This is a genomic window from Rhodococcus ruber NBRC 15591, assembly GCF_001894945.1.
Lineage (GTDB): Bacteria > Actinomycetota > Actinomycetes > Mycobacteriales > Mycobacteriaceae > Rhodococcus > Rhodococcus ruber.
Genome location: NZ_BCXE01000019.1, coordinates 35,869 through 53,599, shown reverse-complemented (window position 1 = coordinate 53,599; position 17,731 = coordinate 35,869). Strand labels below are relative to the sequence as shown.

23 protein-coding genes are annotated in these 17,731 nt (G+C 70.1%); 9 read left to right on the top strand and 14 right to left on the bottom strand.

Features of this window, described 5'->3' with window-relative positions; all coding sequences use genetic code 11:
* Complete coding sequence (gene surE / locus RR3_RS11810; protein WP_010592151.1) at nt 1-792, top strand: 5'/3'-nucleotidase SurE; 792 nt, start codon at nt 1-3, stop codon at nt 790-792.
* A gap of 30 nt (nt 793-822) precedes the next feature.
* On the opposite strand, the gene RR3_RS11805 is transcribed toward surE, so the two are convergent.
* From RR3_RS11805 to RR3_RS11780, 6 genes are all read right to left on the bottom strand, one after another.
* Complete coding sequence (locus RR3_RS11805) at nt 823-2,004, bottom strand: zinc-dependent alcohol dehydrogenase (protein ID WP_010592152.1); 1,182 nt, start codon at nt 2,002-2,004, stop codon at nt 823-825.
* A gap of 160 nt (nt 2,005-2,164) precedes the next feature.
* On the bottom strand, nt 2,165-2,482 hold the full coding sequence (locus RR3_RS11800) for a PRC-barrel domain-containing protein (protein ID WP_010592153.1): 318 nt from the start codon (nt 2,480-2,482) through the stop codon (nt 2,165-2,167).
* The gene (locus RR3_RS11795) at nt 2,469-2,873 is read right to left on the bottom strand and encodes a hypothetical protein (protein WP_017681240.1); all 405 of its coding nucleotides are present in this window, start codon (nt 2,871-2,873) and stop codon (nt 2,469-2,471) included. The genes RR3_RS11800 and RR3_RS11795 overlap by 14 nt, the downstream gene beginning before the upstream one ends.
* Nucleotides 2,870-4,099, bottom strand: coding sequence for an NRAMP family divalent metal transporter (locus RR3_RS11790; RefSeq protein WP_064065792.1), 1,230 nt, complete (start codon nt 4,097-4,099; stop codon nt 2,870-2,872). Before RR3_RS11790 ends, RR3_RS11795 begins: the two co-directional genes overlap by 4 nt.
* Nucleotides 4,096-4,554 (bottom strand): hypothetical protein, encoded by a 459-nt coding sequence (locus RR3_RS11785; protein WP_228287080.1) that lies wholly within the window; start codon nt 4,552-4,554, stop codon nt 4,096-4,098. Before RR3_RS11785 ends, RR3_RS11790 begins: the two co-directional genes overlap by 4 nt.
* A 90-nt stretch (nt 4,555-4,644) precedes the next feature.
* Nucleotides 4,645-5,652: a DNA topoisomerase IB gene (locus tag RR3_RS11780; RefSeq protein WP_064065793.1), complete on the bottom strand. Its 1,008-nt coding sequence runs from the start codon at nt 5,650-5,652 to the stop codon at nt 4,645-4,647.
* Between the two features lie 113 nt (nt 5,653-5,765).
* Between RR3_RS11780 and RR3_RS11775 the strand changes: the two genes are divergently transcribed.
* The 3 genes from RR3_RS11775 (at nt 5,766) to RR3_RS11765 (ending at nt 8,749) form a co-directional block, all read left to right on the top strand.
* The gene (locus tag RR3_RS11775; protein WP_064065794.1) at nt 5,766-7,304 is read left to right on the top strand and encodes an FAD-dependent oxidoreductase; all 1,539 of its coding nucleotides are present in this window, start codon (nt 5,766-5,768) and stop codon (nt 7,302-7,304) included.
* A gap of 63 nt (nt 7,305-7,367) precedes the next feature.
* Nucleotides 7,368-7,940 (top strand): type 1 glutamine amidotransferase domain-containing protein, encoded by a 573-nt coding sequence (locus RR3_RS11770; protein WP_017681243.1) that lies wholly within the window; start codon nt 7,368-7,370, stop codon nt 7,938-7,940.
* A 59-nt stretch (nt 7,941-7,999) separates the two neighbouring features.
* Nucleotides 8,000-8,749: a PAS and ANTAR domain-containing protein gene (locus RR3_RS11765; protein ID WP_017681244.1), complete on the top strand. Its 750-nt coding sequence runs from the start codon at nt 8,000-8,002 to the stop codon at nt 8,747-8,749.
* On the opposite strand, the gene RR3_RS11760 is transcribed toward RR3_RS11765, so the two are convergent.
* The 3 genes from RR3_RS11760 to RR3_RS11750 form a co-directional block, all read right to left on the bottom strand.
* Nucleotides 8,706-8,906, bottom strand: a complete 201-nt coding sequence (locus tag RR3_RS11760) for a hypothetical protein (protein WP_010592161.1) — start codon at nt 8,904-8,906, stop codon at nt 8,706-8,708. The genes RR3_RS11765 and RR3_RS11760 overlap by 44 nt on opposite strands.
* 84 nt (nt 8,907-8,990) lie before the next feature.
* Nucleotides 8,991-9,230 carry a microaggregate-binding protein 1 gene (gene mbp1, locus RR3_RS11755; RefSeq protein WP_010592162.1) on the bottom strand — a complete coding sequence of 80 codons (240 nt, stop codon included), beginning with the start codon at nt 9,228-9,230 and terminating at the stop codon, nt 8,991-8,993.
* Between the two features lie 99 nt (nt 9,231-9,329).
* A complete protein-coding gene (locus tag RR3_RS11750; RefSeq protein WP_010592163.1) occupies nt 9,330-9,593 on the bottom strand; it encodes a DUF6480 family protein in 264 nt (87 codons plus the stop codon).
* Between the two features lie 213 nt (nt 9,594-9,806).
* Between RR3_RS11750 and RR3_RS11745 the strand changes: the two genes are divergently transcribed.
* From RR3_RS11745 to RR3_RS11735, 3 genes are all read left to right on the top strand, one after another.
* The gene (locus RR3_RS11745; protein ID WP_010592164.1) at nt 9,807-10,040 is read left to right on the top strand and encodes a metallothionein; all 234 of its coding nucleotides are present in this window, start codon (nt 9,807-9,809) and stop codon (nt 10,038-10,040) included.
* Nucleotides 10,041-10,049: 9 nt separating this feature from the next.
* Entirely contained in the window at nt 10,050-10,412 is a 363-nt protein-coding gene (locus RR3_RS11740) for a hypothetical protein (protein WP_026137879.1), read from the top strand.
* 98 nt (nt 10,413-10,510) lie between these two features.
* Complete coding sequence (locus RR3_RS11735) at nt 10,511-10,972, top strand: DUF4383 domain-containing protein (protein WP_010592166.1); 462 nt, start codon at nt 10,511-10,513, stop codon at nt 10,970-10,972.
* A gap of 64 nt (nt 10,973-11,036) precedes the next feature.
* Here the strand turns inward: RR3_RS11735 and RR3_RS11730 are convergent, their stop codons facing one another.
* The gene (locus tag RR3_RS11730) at nt 11,037-11,456 is read right to left on the bottom strand and encodes an STAS domain-containing protein (RefSeq protein WP_064065795.1); all 420 of its coding nucleotides are present in this window, start codon (nt 11,454-11,456) and stop codon (nt 11,037-11,039) included.
* Nucleotides 11,457-11,737: 281 nt separating this feature from the next.
* Here RR3_RS11730 and RR3_RS11725 point away from each other — a divergent pair, with 281 nt between their 5' ends.
* Together RR3_RS11725 and RR3_RS11720 are read left to right on the top strand one after the other, a co-directional pair.
* Nucleotides 11,738-12,169 (top strand): ATP-binding protein, encoded by a 432-nt coding sequence (locus RR3_RS11725; RefSeq protein WP_010592168.1) that lies wholly within the window; start codon nt 11,738-11,740, stop codon nt 12,167-12,169.
* A complete protein-coding gene (locus RR3_RS11720) occupies nt 12,166-12,963 on the top strand; it encodes a SigB/SigF/SigG family RNA polymerase sigma factor (protein ID WP_010592169.1) in 798 nt (265 codons plus the stop codon). Before RR3_RS11725 ends, RR3_RS11720 begins: the two co-directional genes overlap by 4 nt.
* A 29-nt stretch (nt 12,964-12,992) precedes the next feature.
* Here RR3_RS11720 and RR3_RS11715 read toward each other — a convergent pair whose 3' ends face one another.
* The 4 genes from RR3_RS11715 to RR3_RS11700 form a co-directional block, all read right to left on the bottom strand.
* Entirely contained in the window at nt 12,993-13,259 is a 267-nt protein-coding gene (locus RR3_RS11715; RefSeq protein ID WP_010592170.1) for a DUF4235 domain-containing protein, read from the bottom strand.
* Between the two features lie 69 nt (nt 13,260-13,328).
* Nucleotides 13,329-14,369: an NAD(P)-dependent alcohol dehydrogenase gene (locus tag RR3_RS11710; RefSeq protein WP_010592171.1), complete on the bottom strand. Its 1,041-nt coding sequence runs from the start codon at nt 14,367-14,369 to the stop codon at nt 13,329-13,331.
* A 68-nt stretch (nt 14,370-14,437) separates the two neighbouring features.
* Nucleotides 14,438-16,723: a 5-methyltetrahydropteroyltriglutamate--homocysteine S-methyltransferase gene (metE, locus tag RR3_RS11705; protein ID WP_010592172.1), complete on the bottom strand. Its 2,286-nt coding sequence runs from the start codon at nt 16,721-16,723 to the stop codon at nt 14,438-14,440.
* A gap of 108 nt (nt 16,724-16,831) precedes the next feature.
* Nucleotides 16,832-17,728 (bottom strand): 3-hydroxybutyryl-CoA dehydrogenase, encoded by an 897-nt coding sequence (locus tag RR3_RS11700; protein ID WP_003937464.1) that lies wholly within the window; start codon nt 17,726-17,728, stop codon nt 16,832-16,834.
* Between the last annotated feature and the right edge of the window lie 3 nt (nt 17,729-17,731).

Here is a 17,731-nt window from a genome sequence, read left to right as displayed (position 1 = left end):
GTGAGAGCGCTGATCGTCAACGACGACGGGGTGGACAGTCACGGCATCTCGGTGCTCAGCCGGGTGGCGGTCGAGGCCGGTCTCGACGTGGTGGTCGCCGCGCCACACGCCGAACGCAGCGGCGCCAGCGCCTCGCTCAGCGCCCTCGAGGAGGACGGCCGGCTCGTCGTCTCGCCGCGCACGTTCCCGGACCTGCCGGACACGACGGTGCTCGCCGTGGAGGCGTCGCCGGCACTGATCACCTTCGTCTCGATGTACGGCGCCTTCGGTCCCCGGCCCGACATCGTGCTCTCCGGGATCAATCACGGCCCCAACACCGGTCATGCGATCCTGCACTCCGGAACGGTCGGCGCGGCGCTGACCGGCGCCAACCACGGCAGTCTGGCCCTGGCCGTGTCCCTGGCGGGATCGGTCCACGAGCACTGGGACGGCGCGGAGGTCATCGCCCGGCATGCCCTGCAATGGGTGCTGGGCCAGGGCGTGCCGGGCACCGTGCTCAACGTCAACGTGCCCGACGTCCCGCTGAGCGAGCTGCGGGGGCTGCGCACGGCACCGCTCGCTGCATTCGGTGCCGTGCAGGCCGACATCGGCGAGTCGGACCAGACCCCGGACGACGACGACCGCCGGTTCGTGACGGTGACGTTCAGCGACATCCGGGCCGACGAGTCCGAGGACACGGATGCGGGCCTGCTCGCCCAGGGCTGGGCGACCGCGACGGTGCTGCGGTCGCCTTTCGAGGCCGCCGACGTCGCCACCGAGGATCTGCCGCGCACCGCGGCCGACCTGGGGTGACCCCGGCGGCACCGAAAGCCGGGAACCCGGTCAGGGTTCGAGCTGGATCTTGATCGCCCCCTCCTGCTTGCGCTGGAAGATCTCGTACGCGTGCGGGGCGTCCGACAGCGGCAGCCGGTGCGTGGCGAAGGTGTCCACACCGAGCGGATCGTCGTCGGTGAGCAGCGGCATGATCTGCGGCACCCAGTTGTTGACGTTCGCCTGACCCATCCGCAGCCGGATCTGCTTGTCGAACAGGGTCATCATCGGCATCGGGTCGGTCATGCCGCCGTACACGCCGCTGAGCGAGATCGTGCCGCCCCGCCGTACCACGTCGATCGCGGTGTAGAGGGCGTGCAGACGATCGATGCCGACGTGGGTCATCAGCGGCGCCGACAGCGCGGAGGGCAGCAGGCCCGTCGCGGTCTGCATCGCCGTCGCGACGGGTGACCCGTGGGCCTCCATGCCGACGGCGTCGATCACCGAATCGGTGCCACGGCCGTCCGTGCGGTCCCGGATCATCTCGCCCAGCGAGTTCCCGGCCTCCTTCAGGTCGATGGTCTCGATGCCGCGCGTGGCGGCCCGCCCGAGCCGCTCGGGCACCATGTCGACACCGATCACCCGGTAGCCGTGGTGCACCGCGATCCGCCCGGCCATCTCACCGATGGGTCCGAGGCCGAGCACCGTCACCGAACCGCCGTCGGGAACGTGCGCGTACTCCACGGCCTGCCACGCGGTGGGCAGCACGTCGGACAGGTAGACGAACCGCGAGTCCGACGGCCCCTCCGGAACCGAGATGTGGGTCGAATCCGCATGCGGCACACGCAGATACTGCGCCTGCCCGCCGGGAACGCTCCCGTACAGCTTCGAGTACCCGAACAGCGCCGCACCGGAACCCTGGTCCCGCACCTGCGTGGTCTCGCACTGGGAGAACAGGCCGTCCCCGCACATGAAACAGCTGCCGCACGAGATCTGGAACGGAATGACCACGCGGTCACCGGGTTTGATCTTCGTGACGTCCGCCCCGACCTCCTCGACGATGCCCATGGGTTCGTGCCCGAGGATGTCCCCCGGCGACATGAACGGCCCGAGCACCTCGTACAGATGCAGATCCGAACCGCAGATGTTGGTGGTCGTCACACGGATGATCGCATCGGTGGGCTGCTCGATCTTCGGGTCGGGGACCGTGTCGACGCTCACCTTCCGCTTGCCCTGCCATGTCACTGCCTTCATCGCCGCTCCTCTCGCCCCGGTCGTGCCGGGCTCTTTTCACCCCGGCCGTGCCGGGCTCTTCTCACCCCGGCCGTGCCGGGCTCTCTTCCTCGTGGGCTACGCGGCACAACGCCGGCTCGAACCGCCTACCCCGCACGGCGGGGCGCAAACCTTCCCTGCCCTACCGCAGCATCGGCGACCAGCGCGAATACCCCGGCCGCAGCTCGACCCGGCCGTCACCGACCCGGCGCACGTCGCGCCACAGCACGAGGAACGCACCACGGTGACGCCACCGCAGATACCGGGCGATCAGCGCGGGCCGGATCTCCTCCGTGCGTTCGTAGCCGAGGAAGGAGCCGCTCGAACTCGGGCTGACGAGCAGGCCCTCGAGCCGCAGCCGGTTCTGCGGCGACTCCACGAACCGCACATCGACGGCGAAACCCACGCGACGACCGTCCGCGTCGTGCACCCGCGCCCCGACGAGTTCACTGAGGCGCACGACGACCTCCGGGGATGCGCGCGACGATGCGGTCCCGGACCCACCGCTCGACCCACAGGTGGTCCAGCCGGTCACCGGTCACGCGCAACTCCACCGTGGTGCCCAGCCGGGCGACGTCCGACCAGTCGATCGTGTCGAGTCGGGAATCGGGCGGTCGGCCGCCGAATATCCTCGTGGGAAGCGCGTTTCCGCTCAGAATTGCCCGCACCGTCGGTGCCGGCGCGGCGGGGTCGACGTCCGTCCCCACCTCGACCCCGGCCAGGTCGACATCGTCGACGGTGGTCACCGGCCGGCCGTCGACGTCCACGACCAGCCGGTCGAGCAGATGCAGCCGGGCATCGACGAGCCGGCCGCGCAGCGGCGCCTCGGGCAGCCGTCCGGATTCGTTCATGCTCCCGCTCCCGTCATCACCAGCAACGGCACCGCTGCGATCGACGCGACCACGATCACCGGAAGGTAGGCGAGGGCGAGCGCGTTGACGACCGGTCCGTTGACGTGTTCTCCCATGTACTCGAGGTCGTTCGCGACCAGGAGGATCGGCAGGTAGGTCAGCGGCAGGGCAACCGCCGAGAACACCACCGACACCTCGGTGACCAGGATCGGGTCCACCCCGGTCGCCAGCACCGCGAGACCGACGACCAGGGCGATCATCATCGACAGGTGGAACCGGGCTGCCTCCGCCGGCCGCCGGAACTTGCCCCACGACCACCCGAAGAACTGCGCGAGCGTGTACCCGCTCGACAGGGTGGTCTCGAGCGCCGCCCCGAAGGTCGCCGCGACGATCCCGACGAGGACGAACGCCAACGCGAGCGTGCCCCCGGCCACCACGACGGGCATCACGACCTCCGACAGCGACGTCACCTCGATGCCGCGGGGAAGAAGAACCACCGCGGCGCATCCGGCGATCGCGACCGACAGGATCCCACCGAGCGGGAACCCCACCGCCACGTTGATCCGGGAGCGGGCGAGATCGGCGACCGTCCACCGCTCCTCCACGGCGCCGGAGGAGAAGAAGAACACCTCGTACGGGGTCATCGCGGCACCGAAGAGGGCGACGGCGTAGAACCAGTACACGGACGTCGCCTCGGACTCGGGGATCGCGGGCGCGAAAGCCTGACCGGTGAGTTCTCCCCAGTCCGGGCCCGTCAGGAACAACGCGACGGCGAACACGATCAGACACAGGCCCAGCAGTCCCGTGACGTTCTCCATCACCGAGAACCGCACCCGCCAGATCACGAGCCACACCGCGAACGCCGCCACGGGCATCCACATCAGCGGTCCCGTCCCCGCGGCCAGTTGCAGGGCCAGGGCCACCCCACCGACCTCGGCGGTCAGGGTCAGCAGATTGATCAGGAAGGACGCAGCGAGGTTCGCCAGCGCCGCGCGCGGGCCGAGCCGTTCCCGGATGATCTCGAAGGTCGCGCGGCCGCTCACCGCGGCGACGCGCCCGGCCATGCTCGCGTACAGGCAGATGCCGCCGACCCCGAGGACGACGACCCAGACCAGGCCCAGCCCGAACCGCGAGCCCACCACGGCGTTGGTGACCATGTCGCCGATGTCGAGGAAGCCGCCGATGGCCGTGAGGATTCCGAGGGCGACACCGAGGAGTCTCTTCATCGGCGTCCCTCCGCGAACTCGGACAGGTAGCCGGTGAGATCGGCCAGGCGGCCCGTCAGGTCCGACGCGGGCGGGGCTGTGGCGACGGCGTCCGTTCGAGCGCGGGCCTCGCCGAGGACGGTGGCGGCGGCATCGATCCGGTCGAGAAGCGCGGCGCGGTGCGCCGCCTGCTGCCCGGTGGCGACCTCGACCGCAGCCACGGCCGAGTAGGCGGCGAGCACCTCGTCGAGTGCGTCCGACAGCACGGTCACGGCGTGGGCGCGGGTGGTGCGGTGCTCGGACACCAGTTCCATCGCCAGTCCCGCGGAGGCGGTGGCCGAGGCGGATTGCGCTGCGGCCCGCGAGAGGTCACCCTCCGCGCCACCCGGCAGCCCCGCACAGCCGCTCAGCACCGCGGCCGATGCGACGAGCCATGCGGCGACCGTCCGCCCCACGCTCCCGTACCCTGCTCCCACCGGATCCACCTCGCAGTCCGATGCCCGCGGGTCCACGAGCGGGCACTGCCGGATACCGCGCCGCGCCCGCGTCGAAACACGCGGGCGGACTCAGGACCGGCGCAGCAGCCGGATCACGGCGCGCTCGACGACGGCCCGGGATTCGTCCGGATCGCCGCACTTTCCGGCTCGCCGCAGTGCGGCACGGATCGTGCGGCCCTCCGCCCAGGCCCGCACCACGCGCGGGTCGACGTACGAGGCCCGTGCCACGGCGGGGGTGTTGCCGAGCTCCTCCGAGACCGCCCGCATCACGGCCGCCTCGACCCGCGCCCGGCCGCGCCGACTCCCAGGCACGTCGTGCTCGGCGAAGGCCGCGGCGGCCAGCACCGTCGCACCCCACGTGCGCAGATCCTTCGCACTGCAGTCCTCACCGGCGAGCTCCTTGAACCGGGCGTTGACGTCGTCCGCGTGCAACTCGCGGATCGCGTCACCGTCGCGGTAGACCAGCAGCCGGCCGGGCCCCCTGCGGACCCGGCGCAGCGCCCCGACAGCCGTCGCCAGGTCGGCGTCGTCGACCGTGACGACCCGCCGGATTCCGCCCTTGGCCGGGTAGTCGAACGTCAGGGCGGTATCACGCAGCCGCACGTGGCTGCGCAGCAACGTCGCGACCCCGTAGGTTCCGTTCTCGGCCGCGTACTCCTCCCCACCCACCCGGAACACGGCCCGGTCCAGCAACCGCAGCGCCACCGCCTCGGCCCGGCGCCGCCCGACCCCCCGCTCGGTCAGGTCGGCCTGCACCTGGTCCCGCCAGGCCGGCAGCCGGGCCGCCATCGCCAGGACCCGGTCGTGCTTCTCCTCGTCACGCTCCTCGCGCCACCGCTGGTGGTACAGGTACTGGCGCCGACCGGCGGCGTCGATGCCCACGGCCTGGATGTGCCCGTCGGGGTGGGGACAGATCCACACCTTGCGCCACGCCGGAGGGATGACGAGTTCGTCGATACGGGCGAGGACGGCCTCGTCGGTCACACGATTGCCGTCGGCGTCCTGATAGGTGAAGCCCCGCCCGCGCCGCACCCGCCGGATGCCGGGACCGAACGGGTTGCTCCGCCGCACTCGCATCCCGGTCGCTCCTCCTCGCGCACTCGTCCACCGGCGCGCTGCGCCGCGGATACCCCTGCGGGCACCCGGACAATCGCAGGTTTCCCGTCCGCGGCACGGGGCATTCCCCACAGGTGACCTCCCTGTGGCTCTCCCGCACCGGCACCGCCCGCACCGACACCGCCCGCCTCGACGACACCGCCCGCCTCGACGACACCGCCCGCCTCGACGACACTCCGTGGCCCGAGGGTCCGGCCCGCTTCGACACCGTCGTGGCCGGGGCCGGCCTCACCGGAGTGGTGACCGCTCTCCTGCTCGCGCGCGCCGGGCACCGCGTGGCCGTCCTCGAGGCCCGCACGGTCGGCGCCGTCACCACCGGCAACACCACCGGCAAGGTCAGCCTGCTGCAGGGCAGCACCCTCTCGAGTATCGCCAGGGGCCATTCGCGCGACGTCCTGCGCAACTACGTGGCCGGCAACCTCGAGGCCCAACGGTGGGTGGTGCAGCTGTGCCGCGAACGGGATCTGCCGATCGAATCCGCGGCGGCCTTCACCTACAGCGCCGGGGAGGAGGGCGCCGCCACGGTGCGCGCCGAGTACGAGGCCTGCCGCGCCGCCGGGCTCGACGCCCGCATGACGACCGAGACGGAACTGCCGTACCCCGTGGCCGCCGCGGTGACGCTGGCGGACCAGTCGCAGATCGATCCGATGCCGTTGCTGCACGAACTGGTCCGGGAATTCCGGGAACGCGGTGGCGCGCTGTTCACCGGCTGCCGGGTCCGGAAGGTCCGCTCGGACCGGAACGGATGCGTGGCCGTCACCGATCGCGGCGAGGTGCGGGCCGGGCACATCGTGCTCGCAACGGGGACACCGATCCTCGATCGCGGCGGATTCTTCGCCCGCCTCGAGCCCCAACGGTCGTATGCGGCCGCATTCGAAGTGCCGGGCGACGTCCCGAGCGGCATGTACCTGTCCGTGGATTCGCCGACGCGCTCGCTGCGCACGGCGTACGGGGGGCAGTACTTCCTCGTGGGCGGCAACGGGCACACCGTCGGGCGGGCACACGATCATCGCGGCGCCGCGGACGATCTCGTCGCGTGGACGGGCCGCCACTTCCCCGGCGCGAAGACCGTGGCACGCTGGTCGGCGCAGGACTATTCGACGCTCGACCATCTGCCGTACGTGGGTCCGCTGCTACCCGGAAACGACCGGTTGCTCGTGGGGACCGGGTACGGCAAGTGGGGAATGACGAACGGGGTGGCTGCGGCCCGGTTGCTGGCGGACCGCATCCTCGGCGAGGCAGCCCCGGAGTGGGGATCGGCGTTCCAGTCCTGGAATCCCACGCAGGTTTTCGACCTCGCGGCCGCGACCCGTCTCAATGCCGCCGTGGCGGTGGAGATGACGCGCGGATGGATGCGTGCCGAGTTGTCCGGGGACGGCGCGCCGCCGCCCGACGGCAGCGGCGAGGTTCGCCGGGACAAGCTCCGCCCGGTCGGGGTGTGCACCGTGGACGGCACCACGCACCGGGTCTCCGCGGTGTGCCCGCACCTGGGCGGTGTGCTGCGGTGGAACGATGCCGAAGCCTCCTGGGACTGTCCGCTGCACGGCTCCCGCTTCGCCGCGGACGGGGGCCTGCTCGAGGGTCCCGCCACCCGGGACCTGCCGCGGGAGTGACGTTTCCCCGTTGCCGGCGTCGGGTACGCGACCGGTGAACCACGACGAAAGGACGACTCGGCGATGAGTGATCCAGGAAACGGCCGGCTGGCGGGACGCACCGTGGCCGTCCTCGCCACGAACGGTGTCGAGGAGGTCGAGCTGGTGGAGCCGCGGCGCGCGGTCGAGGAAGCGGGCGGTACGGTGCGCCTGCTGTCGCTCGAACCCGGCGAGATCCAGGCCATGAAGTCCGACGTGAACGCGGCCGGAAGATACCGGGTCGACCAGGCGGTGCAGGAGGCGTCGGTGTCGGACTTCGACGCGCTGATCCTGCCCGGTGGCACCACCAACCCCGATCACCTGCGCCAGGACTCCACCGCCGTGGCGTTCGTACGGGACTTCGTCGAGTCGGGCCGGCCCGTCGCGGTGATCTGTCACGGCCCCTGGACGCTGGTCGAGGCCGACGTGGTCCGGGGACGGACCCTGACGTCCTACCCGAGTGTCCGCACGGATATCCGCAACGCGGGCGGAAACGTGGTCGACGAGGAGGTGGTCGTCGACGGGAACCTGGTGTCGAGCCGCAATCCGAAGGATCTGCCCGCGTTCTGCACGACCCTCGTCGAGGTGTTCGCGAACGCGGAGCAGCGCGCCGGTTAGCTCGGGTCCCCTCATGCGACCCCGGCGGTCGTGCGCGCTTCCGGGGGCATAATCGGTGCGTGAGTGAACCGAGCACGCGCATCAGCGACACGAGGGCGGGCGACGCCTTCGAACAGGTGTTCGCGAGTGTGAAGCCGCAGCGGGTCGGCAGTTTCCGCTATCTGATCGGCGACGACACGTGGGAATGGTCGGACGACGTGGCACGGATGCACGGGTACACCCCCGGGACCGTACGGCCGACCACCGAACTGCTGCTGAAGCACAAGCACCCCGACGACAAGGTCCAGGTCGCAGCCCTGCTGGGCGCCATGCAGCGCAACGGCGAGCCGTTCAGCGGCCGGCACCGCATCGTCGATGCGCACGGCAAGGTCCGGCCGGTGGTCGTGGTCGCCGACCGTCTGCTGGACGAGTGCGGACGGATCGTCGGCACGGCCGGGTTCTATGTGGACCTGTCCGACGCGTACGAGGACGAGGTCCGCGAGGGCGTCGACGAGGCGGTCTCGGCACTCGCGCACGACCGTGCCGTCATCGAACAGGCCAAGGGCATGATCATGGCGGTCTACCGGATCCAGGCGGATCACGCCTTCGAGATCCTCGCCTGGCGGTCGCAGGAGTCGAATGTCAAGCTCCGCGCGCTCGCCGAGCAGCTCGTCCGGGACGTCTCCACCGGACTCGACGTACCGACGACGTTCCGCAACGAGTTCGACCATCTGCTCATGACCGTGCACGAGCGCGTCCCGTCTGTGCAGACGCCTCCAGGTCCGGTCACGGACTCGGCTGCGGAAGCTCGCACTCCACCTTCGGATTGACCCCGGCGTAGTTCAGCGGTCCCGCGATCACCGTGACCGCGACGGTGGCGAAGTCGGCGCAGTTCTGTTCGGCTTCCGTGAAGTATCCGCGCTGGCCCGCCGCAACCGCTCCGATCACCAGCCACACCAGCACCACGAACGTCAGAATGCGCATCATTGCTCCTAGGGACGAAGACCCGGGAGCCGAGCGGCCCCCGGGTCGTGGGACGAACGACGGGCGCGACCCGGGGGCCGCTCCCCGTCACTGCTGATGCGAGCGCTGCCGTGCTTCGTCCACGTCGGCGTCGGCGCGGGCCTTCTCGGCCTCGGCTTCCTTCTTCGCGGCCTCGCGCTGGCTGTCCGCCTTGTCCTGCTGGGCCCGCCCCTCCCGGGTGAGCTCGTCGTTGCCGGCGACGGCGCCGGCCGCCTCCTTGGCCTTTCCCTTGACGTCTTCGACGACGCCCTTCACGCCTTCGCTCGGTCCGCTCGTGTTCTCTGCCATGCGACTCTCCCTCGTCGGCGTTCCTCGCTTGCGAGCCAGGAATACCCTCGGCGGACTCCGGCAAACCACGCGCGCGTGCGGCAGCCGAACCTGCGCCGCCTACAGCAGAATTCCCACGATCACCACGAGGAAGAGAACGACGATCAGCGCGACCGCACCGATCGCGAGGACGCCGGTGGGCGGAAAATTGTTCCGAGTGCGCGGCTCGGGCGCCGACAGTCCGGAGGTGGTTCCCGAGTCCGGCGGCGTCGACCCCGGTGCCACCCCGCCGCCGGGCTCCAGATCGGGTGTGCGGGCAGGATCGGGATCGGTACCGGAATGTGCCTGCGGATCGGGGATGTTGCGCGGATCGGGTGCGTTCATCACCCACTCCTTTCTCTCGGCGGCCGGTGACCCCGGAACCGACGGGTTCGCGACCGCAGCGGGCACCCCATCCCTCGGAGAATTCCCGCACCGTCTCCGGCCAAACGGCCGGGTGACGACGCGCGTGGAGGGCCGGCGACGACGAGCAGTTTGAGGGGTCCGGGCGCCGGGCACCCGATCCACAGGACCGGACATCCGGAGAGGAGGACCGTGATGACCACGTGCGATACGTGCGGCAACGACTACGACAAGACCTTCACCGTGACCCGGGGCGACGTCTCCGGCACATTCGACAGTTTCGAATGTGCGGCACAGGCGATGGCGCCGCAGTGCGCGCACTGCGGTTGCCGCATTCTCGGCCACGGCGTCGAAGCCGACGGCACCATGTTCTGCTGCGCCCACTGCGCCCGGCAATCGGGGCAGAGTGCGCTCACCGACCGAGCATGAGGAGACAGTGTGACACAGGATGTGGAGAAGCGATGGCGGGATCCCCGCACCGCGCGCTCGGCGGTGCGCTATGCGGCCGTCGTCGTGGTCGCGGCCCTGCTGCTGATGGCGGCGGTGGTGATCTGGGCCGCCGCGAACGGTGACCGGTGCGCCGACGAGGAGTTCCTCGTGTGCACCGACCCGGCACGGCTGGTCCTGGCCCTCGGCCCCACGGCGATCCTGCTCCTCGGCGCGGTCGGCGCATTCGTGCAGACCTACCGGGTGTGGCGCTCGGGTGGGACATGGCCGATCTGGCACGGCACGGGCTGGGGGCTGATGATCCTGACCCTGGTGTACGGGACGATCTCGTCCGGCGTCCTCGTCACGGGGTGAGCCGGCGAGGACGCCCGCCGGGCGTGTTTCGGGAACACCCGCCCGGGCTATTCCTCCGTCCCGGGGCGCAGCGCCCCGCGCACCCCGATGGAGGAACGATGATCCGACCCAGTCCGTATCCCAGGGTGCAGCGCACCCGGGTCCAGGGCTATGCCTTCGCGGTCGGCATCGTGTTTCTCCTCATCGGGGCGCTCGGATTCGTGCCCGGCCTGACCAGCGGGTACGACTCGATGACGCTCGCGGGACAGGAGTCGCACGCCCATCTGCTGGGCCTGTTCCGGGTCTCGATCGCCCACAACCTGCTGCACCTCGCCTACGGCGCGGTGGGAATCCTGGCCGCCCGCAAGGTGCGTGCGTCGCGCATCTACCTGATCGCGGGTGGTGCCGGATACCTGGCGTTGTCGGCGTTCGGCATGGTGGTCGGACACGACAGCCGTGTCAACGTGGTGCCGGTCAATGCGGCCGACAACTGGCTGCACCTGGCCCTGGGCGTGCTGTTGCTCGTCCTGGCGGTCGATCCGCGCGGTAACCGTCGCCCGAAGCCCCCGAAACCTGCCTGATCCGCGGTCGAGCGAGCCGGTGCTCGGACGCAACGTCGCGTCGGCGCATCAGGGCGAGTACGGATCAGGCCGGCACTCGCAGGGCGTGGATCGCGCTCTCGAGGGTGGCATGCGCGTGGACCGGTTCGCCGAGCACCCACAGCAGCCGGTTCACCGCCCGTCCGCCCACGAGCGCCCACCGAGAGCTCCGATGCCGGGCCAGGGTGTCGAGCTCCTCGAACACGGTCAGTCCTGCCGACCCGAAGAACTCCACCTCCGACAGGTCGAGCACCAGACGCGACGAGGTGTGCAGCCGGGCGCCCGCGTAGCTGCACAACGCGGGAGCGTTGCGAAGGTCGAGTTCGCCCGCCACAGCGACCCGGACGAGAGCGGAACTGATTCTCTCGGTGGAGAAATCGGCACCGGTCGAGGCGAAGAAGGTCGACGACCGATCCGAACGGGTGACCCACAGCGATGTGACTTTGCGTTGAGTAGCGACAGTCATGAGCTTCCCATCTTCGGAAGAGGATGGAAGCGTCGACAGAGCGGGACCGCACCGACACCGGTCTCCGCAGGTATGCGGCACCTCCGAGTCAGGCTGTGTGCTCAACCTCACTGACACCCTACGGCAGCCGTTGCGGCACTGCAAAGAGCCGATCTGCCGGACCCGATGCGTCCGGCCGGGGGCCGCTTCCGCATGATTGAGAACACCGCGCCGCGGGTAGTCTCGCCAGGAACACCCGCTCGCCCGGGCCCTCAACCTGCCGCAACGGAGATACAACACACATGGCGAACACGGCATCGATCGATCCGGCCCTCGAACGCACCCATCCCGTAGTGGAGTTGCGGGTACGCGCAGAACCAGGCCAGCTTCCCGTGCTGCGCGCGGTCGCTGCCGCCATCGCCATCCAGCAGGGTTTCGACCTCGACGCGGTGGCCGACGTCAAGCTTGCGATCGACGAGGCGGGCACCCGGCTCATCACCCGCGCGCCGGAAGGTGCGACGTTGTCGTGCCGGTTCCAGGCGATGCCGCCTGCACTGCGGATCAGCGCGTCCGCCCTCACGGTCGACGGCGGACTGACGGCGGACTCGCGGACCTTCGGATGGCACGTGCTCAATGCGCTCGCCGACTCCGTCGACGTGAAGGTGGACGAGACCGACGAGGGGTCTGTCACCACCATCGACGTGTCCCTGACCGACAGCAGCGCTGTTCTGTGACGGGGACCGGCGCCCAACGGCGCAGCGGCCGAGCCGCCGACGAATACGCCGACGTCATCCCCCTTTTCGAGGAGATGACGACGCTCGGCGAGGACGATCCCGCCCGCGGAACCATGCGGGACAGCCTGGTCGAACGGTGCCTGCCACTCGCGGAACACATCGCCCGCCGATTCGACGGCCGCGGCGAGGCATTCGACGACCTCCTCCAGGTCGCCCGCCTCGGCCTGGTCAACGCCGTGGACCGGTTCGATCCCGAGCGAGGCTCGGACTTCGTGTCCTTCGCGGTTCCGACCATCATGGGCGAGGTGCGCCGCCACTTCCGCGACGCCGGGTGGGCGGTGCGCGTCCCGCGCCGCATGAAGGAGATGCACCTGGCGCTGAGCAAGGCGACCGGGGAGCTGTCGCAGCGCCTCGGCCGTGCCCCCACGGCGGCCGAACTCGCCGCGGAACTGGGCCTCGATCCCGAAGAGGTCGCGGAAGGCCTCGTCGCCGGCAACGCCTACCAGGCGGTCTCGGTCGACCGACCGGCCCCGGCCGGGGACGACGGCGTCACCCTGGCGGACACCCTCGGCGACTACGACGCCGCGCTCGCGCACGTGGAGAACCACGAAGCGCTGCGTCCGCTGCTCGCCGCCCTGCCGGAACGCGAGCGCACGGTCGTGCTGCTGCGCTTCTTCGGGAACATGACCCAGACCCAGATCGCCGAACGGGTCGGCGTGTCCCAGATGCACGTGTCACGGCTGCTGACGAAAACCCTCGCCCAGCTGCGTGAACAACTGGGCGAGGGCTTCTAGGACCGCGAGTCGCGTGCCCGTCCCCCGGGTCATTCCTTTCCGGGCCAGGTGCCGGTGACGCGGCGGAAGCCGACCGCGCTCGCGCGGTTCGCCGCCGCGCTCACCGCACCGAAGATCGCACCCTGCACGGCGGCGGAGACCAGCACCTCACGCCACCCGAAGCGGCTGTCCATGGCCTCGGGCGGATCCTCCTGGCCGGCACCGAGCGCCCACACCTTCCGGAACACCATTCCGGCGGCCACACCCGCCAGGGAACTGACTACGAGGCTCACGGGCCGGTACAACGCCTTCTTCACATTTCCTCCACGTGTCGAGGTACGAGGCGGGAGTACCCGGCCGTCGCGGTCTCACACCTGCCGGACGGCTCAGATGGTGGTGGCGTCGATGACGAATCGGTAGCGCACGTCGCTCGCGACGACGCGGTCGTACGCCTCGTCGATCCGGTCGGCCGAGACGACCTCGATCTCGGCGCCGATCCCGTGTTCGGCACAGAAGTCGAGCATCTCCTGCGTCTGCGGGATCCCGCCGACCATGGAGCCGGCGAGACTGCGGCGGTTCCGGGCGAGCGAGAACGCCCGGACCGTGATGGGGTGTTCGGGCAGACCCAACTCGACGAGGGTGCCGTTGCGGGCGAGCAGCGACAGGTAGGCATCCATGTCGAGGTTCACCGATACGGTGTTGACGATCAGGTCGAACGTGCCCCGCAGATCCACGAAGGTCTGCGGATCGGTCATGGCGCGGTAGTCCACGGCTCCGAAGCGCAGCCCGTCCTCCCGCTTGGCCAGTGAATGCCCCAGCACGGTCACCTCGGCACCCATCGCCGCGGCGATCTTCACGCCGACGTGACCGAGACCGCCCATGCCGATGACGGCGACCTTCCTGCCCGGCCCGGCGCCCCAGTGCCGGAGCGGGGAGTACAGGGTGATGCCCGCGCAGAGCAGCGGCGCCGCCGCATCGAGCTCGAGGCCGTCGGGGATCTTCAGGACGAAGTGTTCGGTGACGACGATATGGGTGGAGTATCCGCCCTGGGTCACCTCGCCGTCGCGGCCGACCGCGTTGTAGGTGCCGGTGACCCGGCCGGCGCAGTACTGCTCGTCGCCGCTGGTACACGCCTCACACTCGAGGCACGAGTCGACGAAGCAGCCGACACCGACCCGGTCGCCGACAGCATGCCTGGTGACCTCGGCGCCGACAGCGCTCACCACCCCGACGATCTCGTGACCGGGAACGACGGGGTAACGGGTGCCGCCCCATTCGTTGCGGGCGGTGTGGATGTCGGAATGGCAGATCCCGGCGTACCGGATCTCGACGAGCACGTCGAGGGGACCGAGCTCGCGCCGCTCGATGGTGGTCTTGACGAGGGGAGCGTCCGCCGCGGTGGCGGCGTACGCAGCAACGGTAGTCATGCGTTCATGCCTACCTGCCGGCGCGACGACGCGCACCCGCGGGGCTGCTCGCGGGTGCGCGCCGGCGGTTACCGTCCGGCGGCCCGGCGCCGCAGTCGACGTGCGGCGGCGACCAGGTTGCGCAGCGACGGCTCGAGCTGCCAGTAGTGCCGGGTCTTGAGCCCACCGTCCGGATTGGCCCACAACCGGTCGAGTTCGACGGACTCCGCAGCGGTGCTGAGCAATTCGTCGAGTTCGTCGATGTCGGGAATGCGTGCCGATCGGCTCTCGTAGACCCCGGGCCCGACACCGTGGGTGAGCGCCTTGTCCTTGATGGCCTCGAGCACCCAGCGGATCGAACGGGTCGCGACGATCGCCGTGACGTCCGCGTCGAGCCGTGCGATCGCGTCGACCACCGACGCCTGACCGGAGTAGGTCAGGTGCGTGTGGATCTGCGTCTCGGGCTTGGCGCCGCCGGTCGCGAGCCGGAATGCGTCGACCGCCCAGTCCAGGTACTCGGCCCGGCCGTCCTGCCGCAAGGGCAGCAGTTCCCGGATCGCGGGCTCGTCGACCTGGATGATCGCGATGCCGGCCCGCTCGAGATCGGCGATCTCGTCGCGGATCGCCAGCGCCAGCTGGTCGGCCGTCTCGTGCAGCGGCTGGTCCTGCCGCACGTACGACCGTGCCAGCATCGTGACCGGGCCGGTGAGCATGCCCTTGACCGGCTTGTCGGTCAGCGACTGCGCGAACGCGATCCATTCCACCGTCATCGGCTTCGGCCGCACGATGTCGCCGTAGAGGATCGGCGGACGCGTGCACCGCGAACCGTAGGCCTGCACCCAGCCGAAGTGCGTCGTGGCGAAGCCCTCGAGCAGTTCGGCGAAGTACTGGATCATGTCGTTGCGCTCGTGCTCGCCGTGGACGAGCACGTCGAGACCGATGTCCTCCTGCAACCGGATGGTGGACTCGATCTCCTCCTGGATGCGCTTGACGTAGTCGTCCCACGACATGCGGCCCTCGCCCAGCTCGTAGCGAGCCTTGCGGACCTCGGCCGTCTGCGGGAACGACCCCAGTGTGGTCGCCGGCACCGGGGGCAGCTTCAGGCGCTCCTGCTGCGCGGCGCGGCGCTCCTCGTACGGGACCCGGCGGCGGTGTTCGGGTCGCAGGGCGTTGACGCGCGCGCGGATCGTGTGCTTCTGCTTGAAGTGCACCGAGGTCGGCGGCTTGCGCCACCGCTCCTCCGCCCCGGTGGTCAGTGCCTTGGCGAGCGAGACCACCTCTCCCACCTTCTGTTTGGCGAACGCCAGCCGGTCCGCCACGTCGCCCGGGATGTCGTACTCGGCGAGCACGTCGTAGGGCACGTGCAGCAGCGAGCACGACGTGGAGACCACCAGGTCGGGCGCCACGGCGGCGAGGCTGCTCAGGTATTCGAGCGTGCGGTGCCGGTCGGCCTTCCACACGTTGCGGCCGTCGACGACCCCGGCGTAGATGCGTTTGCGCTTGAGTCCCGGCACCGCGGCCAGCTCCTCCGCGCTCATCCGGCCGTTGACCAGGTCGAGACCGATGGCCTCGACCTTGGTGGCAGCGAGGAGGGGCAGCGCCTCGCCGAGGTGACCGTAGGGACCGGTGACGAGCAGGCGCGGGCGCAGCGGTGCGTGGGAGAGGGTGTCGTAGGCGCGCGCGAACGCCTCGAGCTCCTGCGGGGTGCGATCCTCGGTGAAGGACGGCTCGTCGAGCTGCACGCACCAGGCGCCGGCGCGCGCGAGCTCCGCGAACAGCTTCTCGTATTCCGGCAGCAGCCGGTCGAGCAGATCGAGCGTGGAGAACCCGTCCTGCTCCGACGTCTCCGAGACCTTGGACAGCAGCAGCAGGGACATCGGGCCGAGCACGACCGGCCGCAGCTCGATGCCACGGGCCTTGGCGCGCTCGAACTCGTCGAGGACCGCCGCCGAGTTCAACGCGAAGGTGGTGGTCTCGTCGAGCTCGGGCTGCCGGTAGTGGTAGTTGCTGCCGAACCAGCGGACCAGCTCGAGCGGCGGGAAGTCCTCACGGCCCCGGCACAGCGTGAAGTAGAAGTCGAGCGGATCGAGCTCGCCGACGAGCGGACGGAACCGCTCGGGGATCGCACCGAACAGCAGTGCGTTGTCGAGCACGTGATCGTAGTAGGAGAACGTGTTGCCCGGCACCTGGGTGAGTCCGGTGGCGGCGAGTTCGCTCCAGGTGGACTCCTGGATCTCGCGGGCCACGGCGACGAGCTCGTCGCGCGTGCCGGTCCCGTGCCAGTAGGCCTCGAGCGCACGCTTGAGCTCACGGCGGGGTCCGATGCGCGGATACCCGAGAATGCTGGAGCCGTATCCGTCTGCATTGCTGGCCATCAGGGGTCGACCTTTCCCTCGATGCACCTCGCGCCCGTGCCCCGACAGCCAGCGCAACGGCTGTGCTGTCGGCACACGGGCGCCGAGATGCGGTGTGGTGCTACCTACCTAGCTGACTTTCTTGGCGGCACGACCGTTGTCGGCATACTCGTAGAAGCCGGCGCCCGACTTCTTGCCGACGAGGCCCGCCTCGACCATACGCAGCAGGAGCGGCGGAGCCGAGTAGAGCGGCTCCTTGAACTCCCCGTACATCGAGTCGGCGATCGACTTGACCGTGTCCAGACCCACCAGGTCGGTCAGGGCGAGCGGACCCATCGGGTGCGCACATCCGAGAACCATCGCCTTGTCGATGTCCTCCTTGGTGGCGAAGCCGGATTCGACCATCCGGATCGCCGACAGCAGGTAGGGCACGAGCAGCGCGTTGGCGATGAAGCCGGCCCGGTCGGAGGACCGGACGACCTGCTTGCCGAGCACCTCGGAGGCGAAGGCCTCCGCGCGCTGGGAGACCGCGGGGCTGGTCTTGAGCGTGGTGACGAGCTCGACCAGCGGCAGCACCGGAACCGGGTTGAAGAAGTGCATGCCGATGACCCGCTCGGGCCGGGTGGTGGCGATGCCCAGCTTCATGATCGGGATCGACGAGGTGTTGGACGCCAGCACCGCATTCGGATCCGTGACGATCTTGTCGAGTTCCGCGAAGATCTCGGCCTTGACCTTCTCGTCCTCGACGACCGCCTCCACGACGAGCTGGCGATCGGCGAAGTCGCCGAGGTCGGAGGTGAAGCGCAGCCGCCAGGCGGCCTGCTCACGCTCCCGTTCGGTGATCTTGCCGCTGCTGACACCGCGGTCGAGGGACCGGAGGATGCGGGCACGCCCGGCAGCCGCGAGCTCGCGGGTCTGCTCGTACACAAGTACGTCGACATGAGCGCGCGCGCACACCTCGGCGATACCTGCGCCCATCATCCCGGCGCCGATCACGCCGACGCGCTGAATCTTTTCGCTGGTCACGTC

Bases quoted from the DNA above. Each gene is read 5' to 3' on its own strand.
- mbp1 (WP_010592162.1), bottom strand. From the start codon at position 9,230: ATGGCAGAGAACACGAGCGGACCGAGCGAAGGCGTGAAGGGCGTCGTC.
- RR3_RS11795 (WP_017681240.1), bottom strand. From the start codon at position 2,873: ATGAACGAATCCGGACGGCTGCCCGAGGCGCCGCTGCGCGGCCGGCTC.
- RR3_RS11750 (WP_010592163.1), bottom strand. From the start codon at position 9,593: ATGAACGCACCCGATCCGCGCAACATCCCCGATCCGCAGGCACATTCC.
- RR3_RS11760 (WP_010592161.1), bottom strand. From the start codon at position 8,906: ATGATGCGCATTCTGACGTTCGTGGTGCTGGTGTGGCTGGTGATCGGA.
- RR3_RS11735 (WP_010592166.1), top strand. From the start codon at position 10,511: ATGATCCGACCCAGTCCGTATCCCAGGGTGCAGCGCACCCGGGTCCAG.
- metE (WP_010592172.1), bottom strand. From the start codon at position 16,723: ATGGCCAGCAATGCAGACGGATACGGCTCCAGCATTCTCGGGTATCCG.
- RR3_RS11745 (WP_010592164.1), top strand. From the start codon at position 9,807: ATGACCACGTGCGATACGTGCGGCAACGACTACGACAAGACCTTCACC.
- RR3_RS11770 (WP_017681243.1), top strand. From the start codon at position 7,368: ATGAGTGATCCAGGAAACGGCCGGCTGGCGGGACGCACCGTGGCCGTC.
- RR3_RS11710 (WP_010592171.1), bottom strand. From the start codon at position 14,369: ATGACTACCGTTGCTGCGTACGCCGCCACCGCGGCGGACGCTCCCCTC.
- RR3_RS11805 (WP_010592152.1), bottom strand. From the start codon at position 2,004: ATGAAGGCAGTGACATGGCAGGGCAAGCGGAAGGTGAGCGTCGACACG.
- RR3_RS11790 (WP_064065792.1), bottom strand. From the start codon at position 4,099: ATGAAGAGACTCCTCGGTGTCGCCCTCGGAATCCTCACGGCCATCGGC.
- RR3_RS11725 (WP_010592168.1), top strand. From the start codon at position 11,738: ATGGCGAACACGGCATCGATCGATCCGGCCCTCGAACGCACCCATCCC.
- RR3_RS11730 (WP_064065795.1), bottom strand. From the start codon at position 11,456: ATGACTGTCGCTACTCAACGCAAAGTCACATCGCTGTGGGTCACCCGT.
- RR3_RS11780 (WP_064065793.1), bottom strand. From the start codon at position 5,652: ATGCGAGTGCGGCGGAGCAACCCGTTCGGTCCCGGCATCCGGCGGGTG.